Annotated in this window: 1 protein-coding gene (cut by a window edge); it reads right to left on the bottom strand. The window is 72.4% G+C overall.

What is annotated here, in order from left to right:
- On the bottom strand, nucleotides 1-17807 hold part of the coding region annotated (locus ABZ656_RS39025) for a glycosyltransferase (protein ID WP_360274721.1) (this coding region is incomplete at its 3' end). 12095 nt of the annotated region lie to the left of the window's left edge; 17807 of 29902 annotated nt are visible.

Genomic DNA, 17807 nt, shown 5'->3' with positions numbered 1-17807 from the left:
GCCAGTTCGAACAGCGGCTCGGCGCCGTCGACGTGCAGGGTCGTGGTCGAGACGCCCAGTGCGTGCAACTGCGCGACCTCGGGCGGCAGTCGGCGCGGCGCGGCGTCCCGGTCGCCCTCCAGGGCGGCGCGGGACGGCACCTGGAACACCACCGGGTACGTCACCGGCCCGCCGCGGGTGTCCAGCGGGCTGCCCGTCGGCGGATGCGCGGGGCCGTGGTTCGGTCGGACGAGCTCCACCTTGAGGGCGACCTGGCCGCGTACCCGGAAGAGTGGTCCGCCCCACTCCAGCGCCTGGGACCTGGTGACCTCTCCGCCGGCCCCCAGGCCGTACGACACCTGGTAGCGCGCTCCGGCGTTCAGCGACACCGAACCGCCGACCGGGTCGGTCACGCTGTCGGTCTGCGGGGCCGAGAAGCCGAGCGAGACGCCGAGGTCGGCGCCCGCCGCGTTGGTGACGGTCGACTGTCCGGTGACCCGGACCGCGCGCACCACCATCTGCATCAGATCCGCCCCGGGGGCCGCCGGGCCGACCGTCTCACCGCCGCCGGTGAGGTCCGCGTGCACCCGGAAGAAGCCCAGCACGGAACCGTCGTCGGCCAGCAGTACCGGTGAGCTGTGCCATCCGCCCAGCATTTTGGGCAGCGCGTCCCGCAGGTTGCGGGCTCCGAGGAAGCGCCGCAGGTCCTGCCGCGATGCCTCCGACACCCCGCCGAGGTGCGGCGCGAAGGACTCCTCCACCGCGTGCAGCACGCGGTCCGGGCCGAGCACCGACTCCACCGCGTACAGCGGGGTCCGGTGCACCGCCTCCTGCAGCGGGGCGGGCTCACGTGCGGCTGCGGTCTCCCGCACCACGGCGGTTTCGCCGGAAGCGCCGTCCGTGCTCCGCGCCGCCTCGTTCCGCTCTGCGTTCGACGGCTCGGGCCGGGTCAGGTACTCCGGGAACCAGACGGCGATCCGGCCGCTCGTCCGCTCGGCCGTCCAGTCACCGGCGGGCGCCCCGTCGCCGGTCCGCACCTGCCACCGCATCCGGTACTCGAACGGCACCGCCCCGCCGAGGATGGTGGTGATGGACAGCGACTGCGCGCCGCCCACGGCGCCCACGGCCGTCGACAGCTGGTTGCGCACGACGTTCACCTGCGGCTGCACCACCACCTGACGCAGTGCGCCGGCCCTCGGGATCTGCCACACATGGCTGTAGTTGAACTGGAAGGTCCGCAGATCGGCCGACCCGGCGGTGTTCCCCGCCTCCGAATAGCCCGCGCCCCAGCGCTGGACCCGGTTGGGCACGCCCTCGGCCAGCCCGTCGAGCAGCTCCGGCGCGGAGCGGGCGTCGTCCAGCCGCAGTCGTACGAAGACGGTTCGGGGCACGCCCCGGTACACCAGCGGCAGCCGCAGTCCGCTCTCACTGTGTACGTCGGCCCACTCATGGACCAGGTAGGCGGAGGTCAGCCTGGAGCTGAGCTGTCGACGGAGGTTCTCGTCGGCCCCGGTCGCCCCCTCCAGCTGACGGGCCATCTGCTCCCGCAGCCACCCGACCGTCTCCTCCGGCACCATGCCGAGGTGGGTGGTGCCCTGGGCGCCGTCGAAGGCCGAGCCGTACGTGCGAACGTGGTCGCTCAGTTCCCGGGAGGGACTTACCGTCTCGGTCTTGGCCCCGGGGGCCGGAAGGTCCCGCACGGCCGTTTCCGCACCGGAAAGGGCTTCCTGCCGGGTGACCGACTCGGGTCCGGTCACTGAATCCGGCTCAGGCCGGGTGACCGACTCGGGCTCAGGTGTGCGCTGCTGTTCCTCCGGCTGCGGCTGCTCGGACCTCGCCTCCGAACGGGGCTCCGCCTGCTCGCGCTCCCCGCCTGTCACTCCTTCATGCTCCGCCTGGCGCTGCGGGTCCTGCGCCGCCTCCGGGACCTCCGTACGCGGCTGCTGCGCCGCCTGCTGCGGCTCCGGCTGCGGTTGCGTCGAGCGGTCGCGGGCGAACTGGCCCAACACCGCGTCCAGGCTGCGCAGCTCCTGCGGGCGCGGGCCGAGGACCCCCGCGTCCAGCTCCTCCGCCCTCGTGTCATCCACGGGGACGACCGGGGCGGCGACAGCCGGGCCGGCGGCTACGGCGGTGCTCGGGCCGGCCTGGTCCGTCATGGCCGGACCGGCCGTGTCCGCCGGCTCGGGGAACCCCGCGCCACCGGGCGGGAAAGGACGCGTGTCGGGTCCGGCCAGCTCTCTGGCCAGCTGTCGGGCTGCCGCCTCGCCCCGCGTGTGCAGGACACGGGCGACCTCGGCCAGCTGCCTGTGGTGGTTCTCCCGCAGCGCCTCGGACTCCGCCTCGTTCCCGATCACCATCGGCGCGCGCAGGTACGCACTCGACGTGTTCAGCAACCTCGCGGCGTCGGTGCGGGAGACCTTCCACTCCGCCGCCAGCTCCGCCACCGCGTCCGCCGGGAACTGCTGGGCCGACGCGCTGTCCGGGCGCGTACGAGCCTCGGGGTCCAGCCCCAGCTCCCGCAGCGTGCTCCGGGCGGCTTCCAGCGCGCTGACCGCCTTCGTCTGCTCACGCGTCTTGGCCCGCTTGTCCCGTATCTGCCGCGTGCCGTCCTGCCCGGCCACGGCCGAGTGGTACGCCGACAGAGCGTCCGCGAGCCGGACCAGCTCGGGGTCCACCGGCTGTGTGGACGCTCCTGCGGTGGAGCGGTTGTTCCCTGCGCCTGCCGTGTCCCCGGCCCTGCCCTTGCCCTTGCCCTTACGGTCCTCGGTCGCCTGCGCCGCGGCCCGCGCCGCCGCCTGGCTCACCCTTACCGTCGAGGCCCGCAGGGCGGGCTCATTACCGACCGCCCCGATCTCCAGCGGGCCGCTCACGTAGCGCGCGCCGTTCCCGTCCCACTGGTACTTGTTGCCCTGCCGCGTGCTGCTGATGGCGTACACCATCGTGTCGACCCTGCCGTCGTCGGCGAGGACGTACGCGAACGAGGCACCGCCGCTGCCGCCGTCCAGGTGGACGTGGAGCGCCTGGTGGGCGCCGACCGGGCGCTGCCGCTCCTGGAGTTCCCGCGGACGCCGCTCGCCCCGGGCCACCTCTCGCAGCACTCGCAGCCGCTCCGGCCCCAGCGCATCCTTCGGCACGTGCAAGGCGTACACGAGCCGCCCGCTGTACTCCCAGGTGTCGGGAAGGTGCGGCTGGAACACCGCCATCCGCTCCTCGACGCGGGCGGCCTCCTCCGACCGCACCGCGTCCTGACGTGCGCGCGCCTGGTCCCACACCCCGCGTGCCATGTCCCGCACCCGGCCGTGGAAGTCCCCCTCCAGGACGGCGCCCAGCTGGTCGAGCCAGTCGTGGACATCGGTCTCGAAGCTCTCCAGCCTGCCCTCATCGGAGGCCAGGAACTCGGCGAAGAGGTACTCACGCCAGGCGGCGGGCTCCCGGGTCAGGTCCTCCAGCACCGCCGGTGCGCCCAGCAGCAGGGGCAGCAGCTCAGGATGCCGGCCCAGCCCTCCGGCCACTTCCGCACCCGCCGGGGTCAACAGCAGGTCCGCCGCCTCGGGCACCGATGCCAGTGCCTCGGCCCACACCGAGGCAGGCTTCGGCTCCGTCTTGCGCCGCCCGCTGTTCGCCGTCTTGCCGACGCCCTTTCCGGAACGGGCCGGTGCGATTCCGTCCTGTGCCCCACCGCCCTGCGTGACCGCCGTCTCCCGGCCGGGGACGGCGGTACGGGCCAAGGCCGCCACCAGGCGCTCCCCGGTGGTGTCCGCGGCCAGTTGCCGGAATCGGCCGGGGTCCCGTGCCAGCTGCCGCAGTTCGTCGGCGAAGTCGGGAACCTGGAGCGCGCGGGTGCGCCACGCAGGCGTGGCGAAGAACCGTTCGGCGAATTGGGGATCGCCGTCCAGGAAGTGCGTCAGACCGGTATGGGCCAGCAGCCGCCCGAGGTCCTGCGGATCCATGCCCGCCAGGATCTCGGGCCGCTCCGTGAACCGGCCCAGCAGCGTCCCGCGATGGGCCAGCCGGCGCACCACCTGAGGCGTCAAGGCGTCGGCGAACACCCGCTCGGCGCGCGCCGTGCGCCACAGTGGGGTGTTACGGACCACGTGGTCGACCAGGCCGTGGTTGCGCAGCAACGTCCCGGCCAGCCACGGGGCAGCCGCCAGGTCCTGTCCGATCCGCGGGTCGTCGGTCATCGCCTCGGCCAGGCCGCGTACCGCGCCGAGCGCCGTCCGCAACGGGTGGAGGTCTCCCTCCGACGCCGCCGCCAGAACGGCCGCCACGTGCGGTTGTTCGCGCAGCAGACGGTGCAGCAGCCCGCCCAGCGGGCGGCGCTCCAGCAGCCGCGCCAGGTGGTCGTCGGCCGCGAGGGCGGCCACCACCCCAGGGTTTTGCAGCACGGTCTCCAGCAGTTCGGCGGAGCCCAGCACGACGTCGGCCTGGCGCGGATACGACCGGAATGCCCAGAGCAGGGGCGAGTTGGACAGCAGCCTGCCGAAGTGGGCCGCGTCGGTGAACGCCTCGGGATGGTCGGCCAAGCCCCGGGCCAGCATCTGGAACTGGCGCAGCAGCTTCAGCACCGGCCGGCCCTGCGCGACGGCCTGGGCTACGGCCTGGGCGACCGGAAGGCTGCTCACCACCGCCCGGATGACCAGGGTGTCCACTTCCCTGCCGGTGAGGAACCGGACCAGCTCGGCGGAAAGGCCAGGAGTCCGCTGCAGGAGCTCGGCGACCGGACCGCCGTCGGCGAGGACGCGCGTCACGTCCTCGGCCTTCAGCATCAGCCTGTTCAGGTTCTCGTCGTTCAGTGCCTTCACGTACGCGTCCGGTCGCAGGTGGAAAAGGCGGGCCAGCGCCGGGTTCTGGACCAGGTCTTCGGTGAGTTTCGGGTAGGAGATCAGCACACTGGCGGCGCTCGAGTCGTCCACGACGTACCGGTAGGTGTAGTCGTTGGTCCGCAGGACCGCGGTGAGAGGCTCGTTGTCCTGGAGTGGCACCAGGATCGAGGAACCCGTGTCCTCGATGAGTTCGAGAAGTCTGGGCCTCACCTCCAGCGTCTCGGCCAGCTCCGAGTTCGAGAAGAGGCGGGAACCCAGCACGAGGCTCCGCCGGGCCGCGGCGAGCAATGAGTCGTTCCCGCGGACCCTGTCGTCGACGCCGAGGAGTTCCGGCAGGCGTTCCTGCTGATCGGAGTCCGACACGGCCTCCGCGATCGCGTTCCTGGCCTCGTCCTGCGGGCGGTGCCACAGACCGCCCCAGAAGGGGTCGTCGGTCTTCAGACGCACGCCCTCGGGAGACAGCACGGCGTCACCGCCGTACTTCGTCACGATCCGTTCCAGGTCCTTCACCCAGGACTTGGTCTTCCGCTTTTTCGCGTTCTGGGCCTTGCGCGCCGCGGCGACGGCGGACACCTCGTTCTGGAAGGCGGAGTCCTCCAGCCTCCCGACGAGGCCGGGGCGCGCGATCGCCTCCCGGAGCGCCTCCGGCGCCGAGGCCAGCAGGCTCAGCAGGTTCTGGTTGCGGCTGAGCCCGGCGAGCAGATCGCGAGCGTGGAAGAACTCACGCCAGTGAGTCGTGGTCAACTGGAAAAGCTGCCGGGAGGCCAGTTCCCGCACCACATCCGGGTTGGCGTGGAGATGAGCCAAGGCTTCGGCGTCGACAGCGTCCAGTACGCGCCGGTCGTCCCCGGCCAGCCTGATCAGGGCGCTGTCGTTGTTGAACAGCACCTCCTGCAGTTGCCGTTGGTCCTTCACACGCAACAGCAGGTCGTCGAAACCCGACACCCGCAACGAGGTGAAGATCCGCTCGTCGGTACGCCGCACCGACCAGGCGGGGAGGAACTCGTGGAAGGCCGGCAGATTGGTCTGGTATTCGAGGAGCAGGCCCGCAGCGGGGTTGGACCACACCATTCCCCCTACGAGGGGATTGGTTTCGGCTTCAGCCGCGAGTACCTGTCGCATGTCACCGAACCCGGCTTCGCGGAGGTCGGGGGCCGCGGTGAACCAGCGTTCCAGGGGGGTGTGACGCAGGGCCGCCCTCAACAGGTGGGGAGCGAGCAGCGGCGAGCCCTCCCACACCAGCGCGCGCAGCCTCTCGGCCCCGGTGTCCAGCAGACGCCGGTACTCGTGGGGATCCGAAAGCAGGCCGGGATGGTTCAGCAGCACCGTCATGAGGGCGTTGTCCGCTTCCAGGACCGCCGACCGAGCGGGCTCGGCCGTCAGGACGACATCCAGGCCCGGGTGAGCGGCCCGGACACGCGACAGCAACTGACCGTTGGTGGCCAGTGACCGCTGTGACGACGGATCGGACACCGCCGCGGCGGCCGGCTTCGGTGGCGTCGCATCCCGCAGGACGCCCAGCAGGTCGGAATCCGGCACGGCGTCGAAACGCGTGGGGTCATGAGAGAGCCAGGTGGCGACGGCCGGGTTGGCCACCGCTGCTTTGAGCCACCGAACGTCGGACGACAGACGATCGGCGAACGCGGGAAGATCCGTCAGGACATCGACCAGCCGCGGGTCCCCCGAGAGGACGTCGAGGAGGCCGAGGTCCTTCGTCACCGCCGACAGCAGCCCCGGGGAACCGATCACAAGTCTCGCCTGGTCGGCGTGGAGCTGCAGACGGGCACGCAGTTTCCCTTTGCCGAACAGTTCCTGGTAGTCAACGGCGACGGGCTCAGGGGAGCGATGGTTGACCCAGAGCGCCAAGGCCAGTGTCCACTCGGTGGAGAACGCCCGCGCGCTCTCCACCGAGCCGGCCAGCACAGCGGTGGCGAACTCGGGAACCTCCGCGATGATCTCTGCCACCGGCCCGATGCCGGCCAGGGCGGTGATGTAGGGCACCTGGCCTTGGAGATGGGTGGCCAGCCCGACGGAACTCAACAGATTGACGGTGGCGGGGGAGCGGCTCTCAATCGCCTCCACCAGCTCCCGTCGCCCGTCGGCGGACGGCGCCAGCAGGTCGTCCAGGAACTTCGGGTGGCGCCGGTACTCGTTGAGGAAATCGGGGTGCAGATCGCTCATGTCTTCGAGCAGCACACCGGCCCCGGACAGCACCTCCAGATGCTGTGGCCGCAGACGGAGCAACGCTCCCAGCCCGGGCTGCTTGACGATCGCCTTGCCCACGTGCAGATGAGCCGGGTCCATCAGCGCGTCGACCAGCTGCCCGTGCTCGGGCTCCATCCAGCGCCGGTCGCTCACCACCATGCGGGCCAGATCCCCGGCCGGCCAGTCCTCGTGCCAGGAACGGGTCGCGGCCGCGGTCAGGAACCGGGTCAGGGCCTCCGATGTGATCGCGGCGGCATTGGCCCCCTGGAGCGCATGTCGGGCCGCGTCGGTGAGCATCTGGCGGATGCGGGAGCCCAGTTGGGCCGCACGCGGCGGGGCGCCACCCGGCAGGGACGGATGGGCGGACCTGATGCCGGGCGTCTGCACCGCCAGATCGTCGGCCAGAGCCTGGGCCGTCTCAAAATCCCACGTCCACCCGAGCGTCTCCACGATCCGCAGGAGCGCCCGGTGCTGCGCATCCCTCAGCCGCACGGTCTGGGCGTCACTCCCCAGCAAAAATGCCGGCTGCAGCAACCCGGACGCCTCAACGGAACGCTCCAGGAAACCGTCGTCGCCGAATTCCTCGCGAAGCGACCACTCCCTCTCCGACGTCTCGTGCCCGGCCCCCAGGCCCGCCCCGGACTCAGCCTCCTGCTCCCGCAATGCCGGAGACAGCCCGCCACCCGCCCCGCCGACACCCTCCTGGAGCGACGCGACCCAGTCGTCCAGGTACGGCATGTCATCCGCCTGCCCCAGCCACACCGGTGGCGGGTCGAACGTTCCGAAAGGGTCCGCGAGCGCGTCACCGGTCGCCGGCCGCCCCTCGGCGAACGGATCGGTGAAATCCATCTGGCCGGGCGGCAGGTACGCTCCGTCGAACCCGACGCCCGGCTCCCAGGCGCCGTCCGTGCTTCCACCGATTGCGGGCGCCCCGAGCGACCCCAGACCGCCGAAGTACGGACTGGTGTCCGGTTCGGGCACATCCAGGTCGGCGCCCATGTGTCGCCCGTCGCCCAGCTCATCGCCGCCCGGCGCCAACACTCCGTGGAGGGAGGCGACATCGCCGCCCTCGCCCGTACTTGTGTCCCGCGCCGCCGTTGCCATGCCGACGGTCTCCGGAGCGGTCCCTGCGGACGCGTCCCCGGCTGTACCGGGCACACCGGGCACACCGGCAGCCGTCACCGCGTCCCCGCGGTCCGGCAGCAGCCCGGACTGGTAAGCGAGGATCCAATCACCCCACGCGGTGCCGAAGGCCCTTCGGATGTCGCTGCGTTCGTTGTCGTTCAGGCGGTTCTTATGCCGCATCGACCTGATCCATGCGGCGAGGTCGAAGGGGGCCGGGTGCCCGATGTCCACCGCCGTGATGTCGGCGTCCGGCGGCGGCACCACGATGGTGCCGTTCCTGCCCGCGAGGTACGCCCTCGCCGCCGACATCGCGTCCTGAGTGGACCAGCGCATACCCAACGCGTCCCACGCGTTCACCACATCCCGGGAGAGCTGCGAGCGCGTCCGGCGCAGCTCGTACAGTGCGCGTCCCAGATTGCGCTGTGTACCCGAGGCATCGGGGAGCCAGGTTTCGAGAGGAGTCTCCAGATGGTGGTTCGCGGAGAAGAACCGCTGGGCGGCCACGTACTTCCAGCTCCGCGCCAGGCTCGGGGGGACCGGGGCCGTCACTGGAAGTCTCGGCGGCGGTTCCACATGGCTGTTCCCGGCGTCCGGCAGCAACCGCGTACCAGTCCGCCCGGTCTCCCCGGGGCGCACCGGTGACGTCGTGTCTGCGAAGCCGGAGAGGCCGCCACCGGGCAACGCGAGATCCGGCCCGGACATGTCCGGGGCTGCGTGCGCGCCCCGCCCGGCGATCAGCTCCGCCCCGCGGGGTGCCACCTCGTCCGCGCGGTGTGCGGTGCCGCCCTCGTCCCGGTCCGTGGCGGGATCTGCCATCCGCACATCGGCCACGGACGGGCCGGCCTCTTCGGACGCCCCTCCGGGCCGTCCGGTGATCGCCGCCTCGTCATTCCTTCTCGAAAGCTCTTCCTGACGCTTCCCTGCGATCCAGTCACTCCAGTCAGGGCCGAAAGCGCTCCGCAGCTGACGCGAATCCTCGAGAGTGAAGCGCGGGGTGCGCCGCATCGCCCTGATCCACGCGGCGAGGTCGAAGGGAGCCGGGTGCCCGATGTCCACCGCCCTGATGTCGGCGTCCGGCGGCGGCACCACGATGGTGCCGTTCCTGCCCGCGAGGTACGCCCTCGCCGCCGACATCGCGTCCTGAGTGGACCAGCGCATACCCAACGCGTCCCACGCGTTCACCGCATCCCGGGAGAGCTGCGAGCGCGCACCTCGCAGCTCGTTCAGCGCGCCTCCCAGGTCGCGCCGGCTTCCCGTGGCATCGGTGACGAAGGTACGTCCGGGAATCTCCAGGTGCTGGTTCGTGGCGGCGAAAGCCCGCGCGGCCAGGAACGTCCAGTCGCGCGTCAGGTCCGGCGCGGACCGGACCATCTTGTTCTCCGAACGCTTCGGAAAGCGGAGAAGGTAATCCCACTGCAACCGCTCCACTGCTTCCAAGGTCAGAAGCTGTCCGAACGTGGTGCTCACGTAGTCGGCGACCTGCCCGAACGTCAGCTGCCGCTGCCTGTGGTCGCGCTCCCGCTTCCGCAGATTCGCGAGCAGTTCCCTCTTCTGCTGGTCAGACAGCGCAACGGCGTCCGGCAGGGCGGGGGGCAGGTGCCCGGCGGACACAGCCCAAGGCCTCGACCGCCACGGCTCGGGCGGCTTCGCGAAACTCTGGGCTCCCGGTCCCCGTTCCGCCAGCGGCTGCGCGGCCGACTGGGAGCCCGGTCCCCGTTCCGTAACCGGCTGCGCGGCGGCCCGCCGGCCCACGCCCGACCGCCGGCCGGAGGGCCCGGTCGCGGACGTGTCGGTGGAGCGCCCGCCGTCACCGGCTGACGGTACGGCTGCGGAAGACGCCCACTGGTAGTCCCACTGCAGCCTTTCCATCTGCTGCCGGCCCAGCCGCAGCCCCAGGGTGTCGCGTACCCGGTCGGCGACTGCACCGAGCGTGACCGCCTCCGTGCCGTCCCCGAGCCCGCGCAGGTACTCGAAGATCTCGCCCTGCTGATCCGGCGTCGGCCACTGCACCCACAACGGACGCGCGAAGGGCTGGGGCCGTGCCTCGGACGCCCACGGCCTGGCCCGCCACTCCCCCTGCTCCTCCGCACCACCGGACCGTACGAAGGCGTCCACGTCGATGGGCGCGGCAACGCTGCCCCTCAGGGCCTCCGCTGCCTGCGGCCGCGAGACCTCCTCCGGCGCTGGGGTCCGCCCGAACAGTTCCTCCATGAGACCGTCACCGGACACCGGTGGCAACCTACGGGACGACGGGCCGGCCTCCGCCCCACGTCCCGTCGCCCCCGACCCCGACCCACGCAGACGACGCGACGGCGCACCACCTGGCATCGTCTGGCGGTACTGCCTTCTTTCTGACACGTTCTCGGGCAGGTCCCGACGTCCCAGCAGGTCGCGACCGGCCTCGGCCGGGTCAAGGAGCCGGGCCCGCAGTACGTGGTCGCCCAGGCCGGTCCGGGGCGCGTCGGGCATGGTCTGCACCAAGCGCCGCGACCACCTGGGGAGACGGACTGTGTCCACCGGCCTGAGCGGGCTGTCGCCCAGCGTGCTGAAGGTGACGGACCGCACCAGGCTGCGGAGTTCCGGGTGGCCGGCGATGAACCCGACGACCGCGTCCCACATCTGGTCCGGACGGGGCTGGCTGCGGATCACCGGCGCGACCTGAGCCAGGTTGAGGTTGCCCGGCTGCCGGTGCAGGCCCTGGACGAGGGTGACCAGCACGCCGCGGGCGACCCGCAGGGCTTCCTGGGCGTCGTACGGCGGCGCGGCAGCGGCAGCCGCCTCGTCCCTCTCCGCGGGATTCGGCGGGAGCCAGGACTGGGCGGACGCGAGCGTGAAGACCTCCTGCGAGCCGAAGACCAGTCCGTCCAACATGTCCGGCAGCCCGACGCGGCGGGCCAGCTGCCGCCATACGGTCAGGCTGGGGCCGGTGCGCATCAGTACCTCGTCCCGCACCGTCTGCCGCGTGTGGTTCAGGACGTCGGGGGCGAGCGGGCGCCGCACGGAGCGGTCGTCCGGGACCTCTTCGTCATTCTGCAGCAGCAGGGCACGCACCATGTTCTCGGCCGGAGTGCGTGTGTAGTTGCCCCGGACCACGTCCCTGAGGAGGTCCAGGAAGGCATGCCCGGCGGGTGCGATCATGACCGCGTTGGACGCCCGGCCCGCGTGGCGCATGATGCCGAAGCCGTGGTCGGAGTCGACGACCCGGCGGACCTCGCCGGACAGGTCGCCGGAGACCACGTTGTCCCCGTCGGTGTACACACCACCGAACCGGGCCAGAATCTCGACGCGCAGGATGTCACTCGCCGCCGCGTACGCCGGACCCGTCCGCCGAGCGGTCTCCGCCTTGTAGATGCCCTCCAGTTCCATGGGCGATGTCGCGGAGAAGATCTCGTCGACGTTGACCAGTCCGACCTTGGCGTCGCGCGCCCAGTCGAGCATGTCCAGTACCTCGGCAAGACGGCGGTCCACGGCCGACGTGCCGGCCGGCCGTTTCCCGGTGGCCCGGGCGGCTTCGAACTCGGCGCGCGACACGTCGGTCCACAGAATGACGCCGAAGTCCGGCTGAGAGGCCGCCAGAGCGGCTATGTTCCGCCGGAACCCGCCCATCGCCCCTTCGTCCGCCAGCGGCCCGCCGAGCCAGATGGTGTGAACCAGCCTCGCGACCCTGACGGCTTTCGGCAGACCGAGCATCGTGGCACGGCCCATGGACCGCCGACCCGCCTCGATCACGGACTGAGGCCGCCGGGACAGCGCGGAGGGCCGCACCCCGTCCCCTCGCGGCACCGGTCGGGTCATGTCCACGGCGGCGAAGAACGCCGTGCGCTGGGCCGCCTTCAGCTGGGTGAAGTCATAGCCCCGCAGGAACTCCGGGGCCGGCGGCGCCTGTCGCTGCCCGTAGACGTCCGGCCCGAGAATCCTGGCCACCGCGGCCGCGGACGGGTCACCGCCCAGTCCGGAACCACGGCGAAGGTCGAACCCACGTCCGAGCTCCTGCTGGAACGTGAGGACCGACGGGGCGGGTCCCGGAGCCGGATCCACAGTCCGCCCGATATCGGAAGCACCCGCCGACAGCCCCGGCACCGCGGACCTGATACCGGGCGTCTCCTGCGCCAGCCGGTCGGCCAGTGCCCGGGCCTGCCCTCTGTCGCCGGTCCGCTCCAGTGTGTCCATGATCCGACGCAGCGCCTCCTCCTGCGCCGCACGTACCCGAACCTCGCCCCCACCCCGGCCGATCACCACAGCGGGCCGGAGCAGCTCCGCCGCCTGATGCCACGGGTCCTCGGGGCTGTCATAGGTGACACCGGGCAGGTCCGACGAGGGCGTCTCGTGCCGTTCCTCCTCGCCCGCCCGCTGTGTGTCCATGTCGTGGGTGCCGGGCGGGCGGCCGGCGGTCAGGCCGGCGGTGAACGCGTCGTCGTACGCCGCCTCGTGGTCGGCCCACGACGTGGACAGCGCCTCGGGTGCCCACAGCAGTTCGTACTCGGCCAGGAAGTCGGCGCGGAAGTCGTCGGCGAGGTCGGCCCACTGGTCCGGGGCGGTGTCCTCGTCCGCACGCAGCGTCCCGAAGGAGCGGGCCGCGCCGTGCAGTGCGGCGTTCACGCCGGACTCGAAGGCGAAGTGGGCGGGCAGCGCGCGGGCCTGGTCGGCCAGCAGGGCATCCCACTGCCGTACCGCGCCGGTCAGTTCCTCCCGCGTGGTCACGCGGCCGGTGAACAGCCCGTCGAAGGCGGACAGCAGCCGCTCGTCCAGACCGGCGCGGGCCCGGGCGACGTCGGCCTCGGAGAGCGTCTGGTCACCGTGGGCCGCACGCCACCGGTCGAGCTGTTCGTCGAAGAGGCGTCCGGAGGTGGCCACCACGGTGTCCCGGGCGTGCCGCACCGTGAGCCAGGTGTGCAGCCGGTCCCGGTCGGTCAGCCGGTCGTAGGCGGTGCGCCAGCCTTCCAGCCGCGCCTGGACACCCACGGCGTCGGCACCCGCGCGGTCCGGCGGGAAGATCTGCTCGAAGCGGTCGTTGACGGCCGCGGCCACCGAGACGTCCAGGGTCCGGCGGAGCAGCGGGCGCACCTGGTCGAAGGAGACCGGGAAGCGGTCCAGGAACGTCCGGCCCGTCCCCGGTCCCGTTTCCGCCCAGGTGTCCACTGCGTTCGCGATGTCCTGCTGCGAGCGGAGGATCTCCGCCTCGCGGGCCGCCTGGTGGGCCAGTTGTGTCGGCAGCCCGGCCAGGAGGTCACGCACCCGGTCCTGCCACACCCGCGGCAGCGCGCCGCCGCCGACCGTCAGCCCGGCGGCCGCGTCGGTGGTGGGGAAGACTTCCTCGAACGCCTCCCGCAACGTCCGGCGGGCGTCGTCGAGGACCCTGGCCCGGCCCGGCTCGGACACCTCCGTGTTCTCGGGGTCCAGGGTCGCCAGCAGGTCACGGTCCCGACGGTCCAGGCGGTCCCGGAAGGAGCCCGTCATCTCCTCGAACGCCGCGTCAAGACGCGCCAGTTGTCCGTTGAGCAACGCGTGCCGGTCGAACTCCGCGTCCAGTGCGCCGACCAGCGTACGCAGCTGCTGCGTCGCCTGCCGTACGGCGTCGCTCATGCCGGTGCGGACATCGGTGACGGAGTCGAGGGCGATACCGAGGGCGGTGTCCCACCGGTCGTGGAAGTCCGGGGCGGTCTGCTCGCGCACCGCTTCGGCCAGGTCCAGAGACAGCTCGAACGGCGCCTGCGTTCCGTCGTCCAGCCGGCCGCGCCAGGCGTCGATCAGCCGTCCGCCCCAGTTCCTGAACGCGCGCTCGAACGCCTCCTCGCCGTGGGCACGCGCCACCTCGCGGGCCGCCTCCACGGTGAAGCCGTCCCGTAGTTCCTCCAGCGCCGTTTCGCGGTCCTCGGCCCCGACTGCGGTGAAACGGGTCCGGTCGTCGTGGACCCGGTCGTGCACCGCTGCCAGTTGCTCGCCGGACAGCCCGCGCGCCGCCTCGTCCCGCGCCCACTGGGCGAACGCCTCGTCGAAGGCGTCCTGGTCGACGGCGTTGGGGTCGACGGCGTCCGCCCCGGCCGCGGTCTGCGCCTGGGCCGCCTCGGACTGTGCCCGTGCCAGCAGGTCGGCGTACTGGCGGTGCAGTTCCCGCTGGGCTTCCTGCCACGCCGGGACCCGCCAGTCGTCGGAGGCGGCATGCGACGGCGGCGCGACGAACTCGGCGGCCCGGGCGGTGTCCTGAGCGGTGTCCTGGCCGGCGTGGACGGTCTCGGCAAAAGCGTCGCGCAGGTCGCTGATGTGGCGCCGGGTCCAGTCGACCGTGGCGGCGTGGGACAGCGTGACCGTGCCCTCGCCACGGCCGTCGAGCAGCCGGGCGAAGTCCTGGTACGTCCGGTGACGGGCCTCGGCGACCTCGCGCAGCGCGGTCATCTGCGCGTCGAACCGCGTCAGCGCCTGTTCGCGCGCCTGCGGGGCGTACAGGTCGAGCTTCCCCGCCAGAGGTTCGGTGATCGCCCCGCGCTGCTGCTCGTACCAGGCGGTCAGCTCACGGTCCCACGCCGGGTCGGCCGCGAAACGCGCCGTGCGACCGGCGAAGCTCCGGTTCTCCGCCACCGCCGTCTGCGCCCGCCGCTGCTGGAACAGCGCGGCATGGCGTACGTCGTCGTGCAGCCGCTGACGGCGCTCGGCCTCGTCCGGGACGGCCGTCGCCTCGGTGTGCTCGGCGACGTACTGCTGCCGCAGGAGCGCCAGCTGCCCGGAGTACCAGCGGCGCGTCGGGCTGTTCCACTGCGCCTGGCCGTCCGTCAGGTCGACGCGCCCGTCCGTGCCCCCGCCCAGAGCGGCGTCGAAAGCGGCCCAGGCGGAGTGTGCCTCGGCGTATCGCTGCCGGAACTCCCGCACCAGTTCCGCCGGGTCGGCGGACGACTGTCCGGCGGTCTCCTGCTGGAACTCCTGCGCCAGCGCGGCGGCCTGCTGCGAGCCCGCGAAGGCCGCGCGGTGCTGCGTACCGGGTGCCACCACCGTGGCGACCTCACGGTCGAAGACCTCCGAGACCGCCTCGCGGGCAACGAGTTCGGCACGGGCGGACGTCAGCCGCGTGGTCAGGTCCGCGAGGGCCTCGCCGCGGGCGGCGGTGACCTCGGCGGGGCCTCGGGCCGTACGGTCCTGGGCCCAGGCGTCGGCAAAGACCTCCCGGGCGACGGCGACCGGTCCCGTCGCCTGGGGTGAGCGCAGCTCGGGGAACTGTGCCAGCCGTGTCTCGAACTCCCCGTACGCGCGGTCGCGTGCCTCGACGGTGTCACGCAGCCCGGCCGGCGCCTCGGCCGAGGGCGCGTGCGCCGGGGGCACGTCGGTCCGGGAACCTGCCGACCGGGGCGGGGCGGAAGCGGTGGCCGTGGCGGACTCCGGTGCCGACTGTTCCTCGCGGGCCGCCAGTTCCTGGACCTGGAGCTGCCCGTCCCCTTCACCGCCCCTGGCCGTCCGGCCCGCGCCGCCCCCGAGGGCCGACTCCTCGGACGGCGTGCGGGTGATCTCCATGCGCGCCAGGTCCAACGACCAGGACGGGTCGCGCTGCCAGGCCTGGACCGCCTCGTCCTGCGCCCTGGTCCGCTCAGCCAGCTCCTGCCAGGCCGTCCGCGCCTCCTCCTCGGCCCGGACGACAGGTGCCCTGCCCTCACCGTCCGGCGAGGGCGTGCGGACAGCGGTGTCCCAGGCCTGGGAGAACCCCGACTTCAACGTCGACAGTTCCCGCTGGTACTCGGCCAGCACCCGGGCCGAGCGGATCTCACCGGCCGGGATCTCCAGCTGACGGGCCAGGTCCTCAAGTACCGCGCCCTTGCCGAGCATGCCCCGGAAGTTGGCGGCCACCTGCTGTCGCCACTGCCGGCTCTCCGCCTGGGCGCGCTCACGCGCGGCGGCATCCCTCGACGCCTGGAGTTCGGCGCCGTCCGCTTCCCACTCCTCGCGCACCGTGCTGCCGAACGCGTCACCACGCTCCTGCTCGCGCTGCAGCCAGCCACGCAGATCGCGCCCCAACGGGCCGTAGATGTCCTGGTAGTGGCCGGCCCAGTCGTCGCGGAAGTCCCGCCCCAGCCGGTCGGAGACCTCCTCGGTGACCGTGTACTTCCGCTCCGGCTGCTCGGTCAGCTCACCCCGCCGCAGTCCGGACGGCTCACTCAGCCGCAGTCCGGTCGGCTCGTCAAGCAGTCCGGTCGGCTCCCCCTGCACCCGCTGTTCCGGCCTCGGCCCGGACAACCGGTGGAAGGTCACACCGCCGTCGCGCAGCGCACGCTCCATGCCCCACTCGAACCGCAGCCGGTCCTGCAGGGACGGCTCCAGGGTCGGCAGGTACTCGCGGAAGAAGAGGTCCTCACCCGCCGCGACCCGGTCCGGCCCCCACTCGCCGAACCGGCCACGGCCCGCGAGTTCGCGGAAGACGTGGGTGACGTCCTCCCGCAGTCCCTCGTGGGCACGCTGAGCGCCGGGCCCATCGGCCTCCAGCCGCTCGAACCGCGCATCGGCTTCCGCCAGCGCGCGCTCCAGGCCGACCTGGTACTCCAGCCGCGTCGGCAGCTCGCGGACCAGCCTGTCCTGCGTGTCCCGCAGCCATTCCGCGTAGGCGTCCCACTCCTGGCCGGTCAGCGCCCGCGGGTGCCTGCCCGCCAGGAACCTCTCGGCCTCGGCCGTCAGGTCCGCGCGGTGATCGGCGACCACCGCCTCGGTGTCGACCGTGACGGCCTCCACCGGGTCACGCCCCGTGGACCGCTGCCATTCCCCGAGGCGGGCCTCGACCTCCCGTTCGGTCCCTGCCCTCAACTGCTCCTCGGTGACCCGGGCCCGCAGCCGCGCTTCCCACCGCTCGCGGAAGTTATCCAGCTGGGAGCGCAGGGTGTGGCGCTGTGCCCGCCAGTCGTCGTAGTCCATCCGGCGGGTCGGCGTACCGTCCCCGCGGGGCAGGATCCGGGTCGTCTCCTCGAACTCGGCACGGAAGTCGGCACGGGCCTCGTGCACCCACGACGCCTCCGCGTCGGCCTCCACTCGCCTGCCGAGGAAGTCGAACGTGTCCGCGGCCTCGGCCGCCAGGTCCAGACGGGTACGCAGGCCCCGGGTGAGGTCCCGCAGTCCGCTGTCGTAGGCACGGTGCACCTGGGACCAGTCGAAGGAGTCGACACCTTCACCGTCGCGCCGCATACCCTCGGCGGCGCGGTGCACCTCCCCGACCGCCTCGGCGACGAACTCCCTGCGGGCCTGCTGCAGTTCCTCCGGCGACAGGGCCGAGCGCCCGTCGGCGGACTCGCTGTCGAACACGTCCTCCGCCGACCGCCGGGCCAGATGCGCCGCCGCGGAGAGCTCGAACTCGTCGTGCAGCCCCGCCGACAGCCGGTCGAACGATTCGGCGAAATCGGAGCGGGTGATCTCGCCCCGCCGGTACTCGTCGAACGCCGCCTGCCAGCGCTCGTCGAAACGCGACTTCACGTCCTGCTGCCAGTCCTTGCGCACCTGTTCGAGGCGCGCCTGCTCCTCCGCCACCTCGCGGGGGCCGGCGTCCTCGGACAAGGGCCGGGCCGCCTCGACGTCCGGCCGCTGAAAGGCGGGGTTGGGGTCCGCCAGACGCCCGGCGAAGGCCTCCTCCACCTGGCGGTCGGCCTTCTGCTGCCACCCGTACCGGTCCTGCTCCTCCTCGAACCGGCCGCGGTACACGTCGACCAC

The sequence above is a fragment of the Streptomyces sp. NPDC007095 genome (genome assembly GCF_040634475.1).
Taxonomy (GTDB): Bacteria; Actinomycetota; Actinomycetes; order Streptomycetales; family Streptomycetaceae; genus Streptomyces.
The sequence above is the reverse complement of the archived record's forward strand: the minus strand, read 5'-3'. Positions and strand labels throughout refer to the sequence as shown.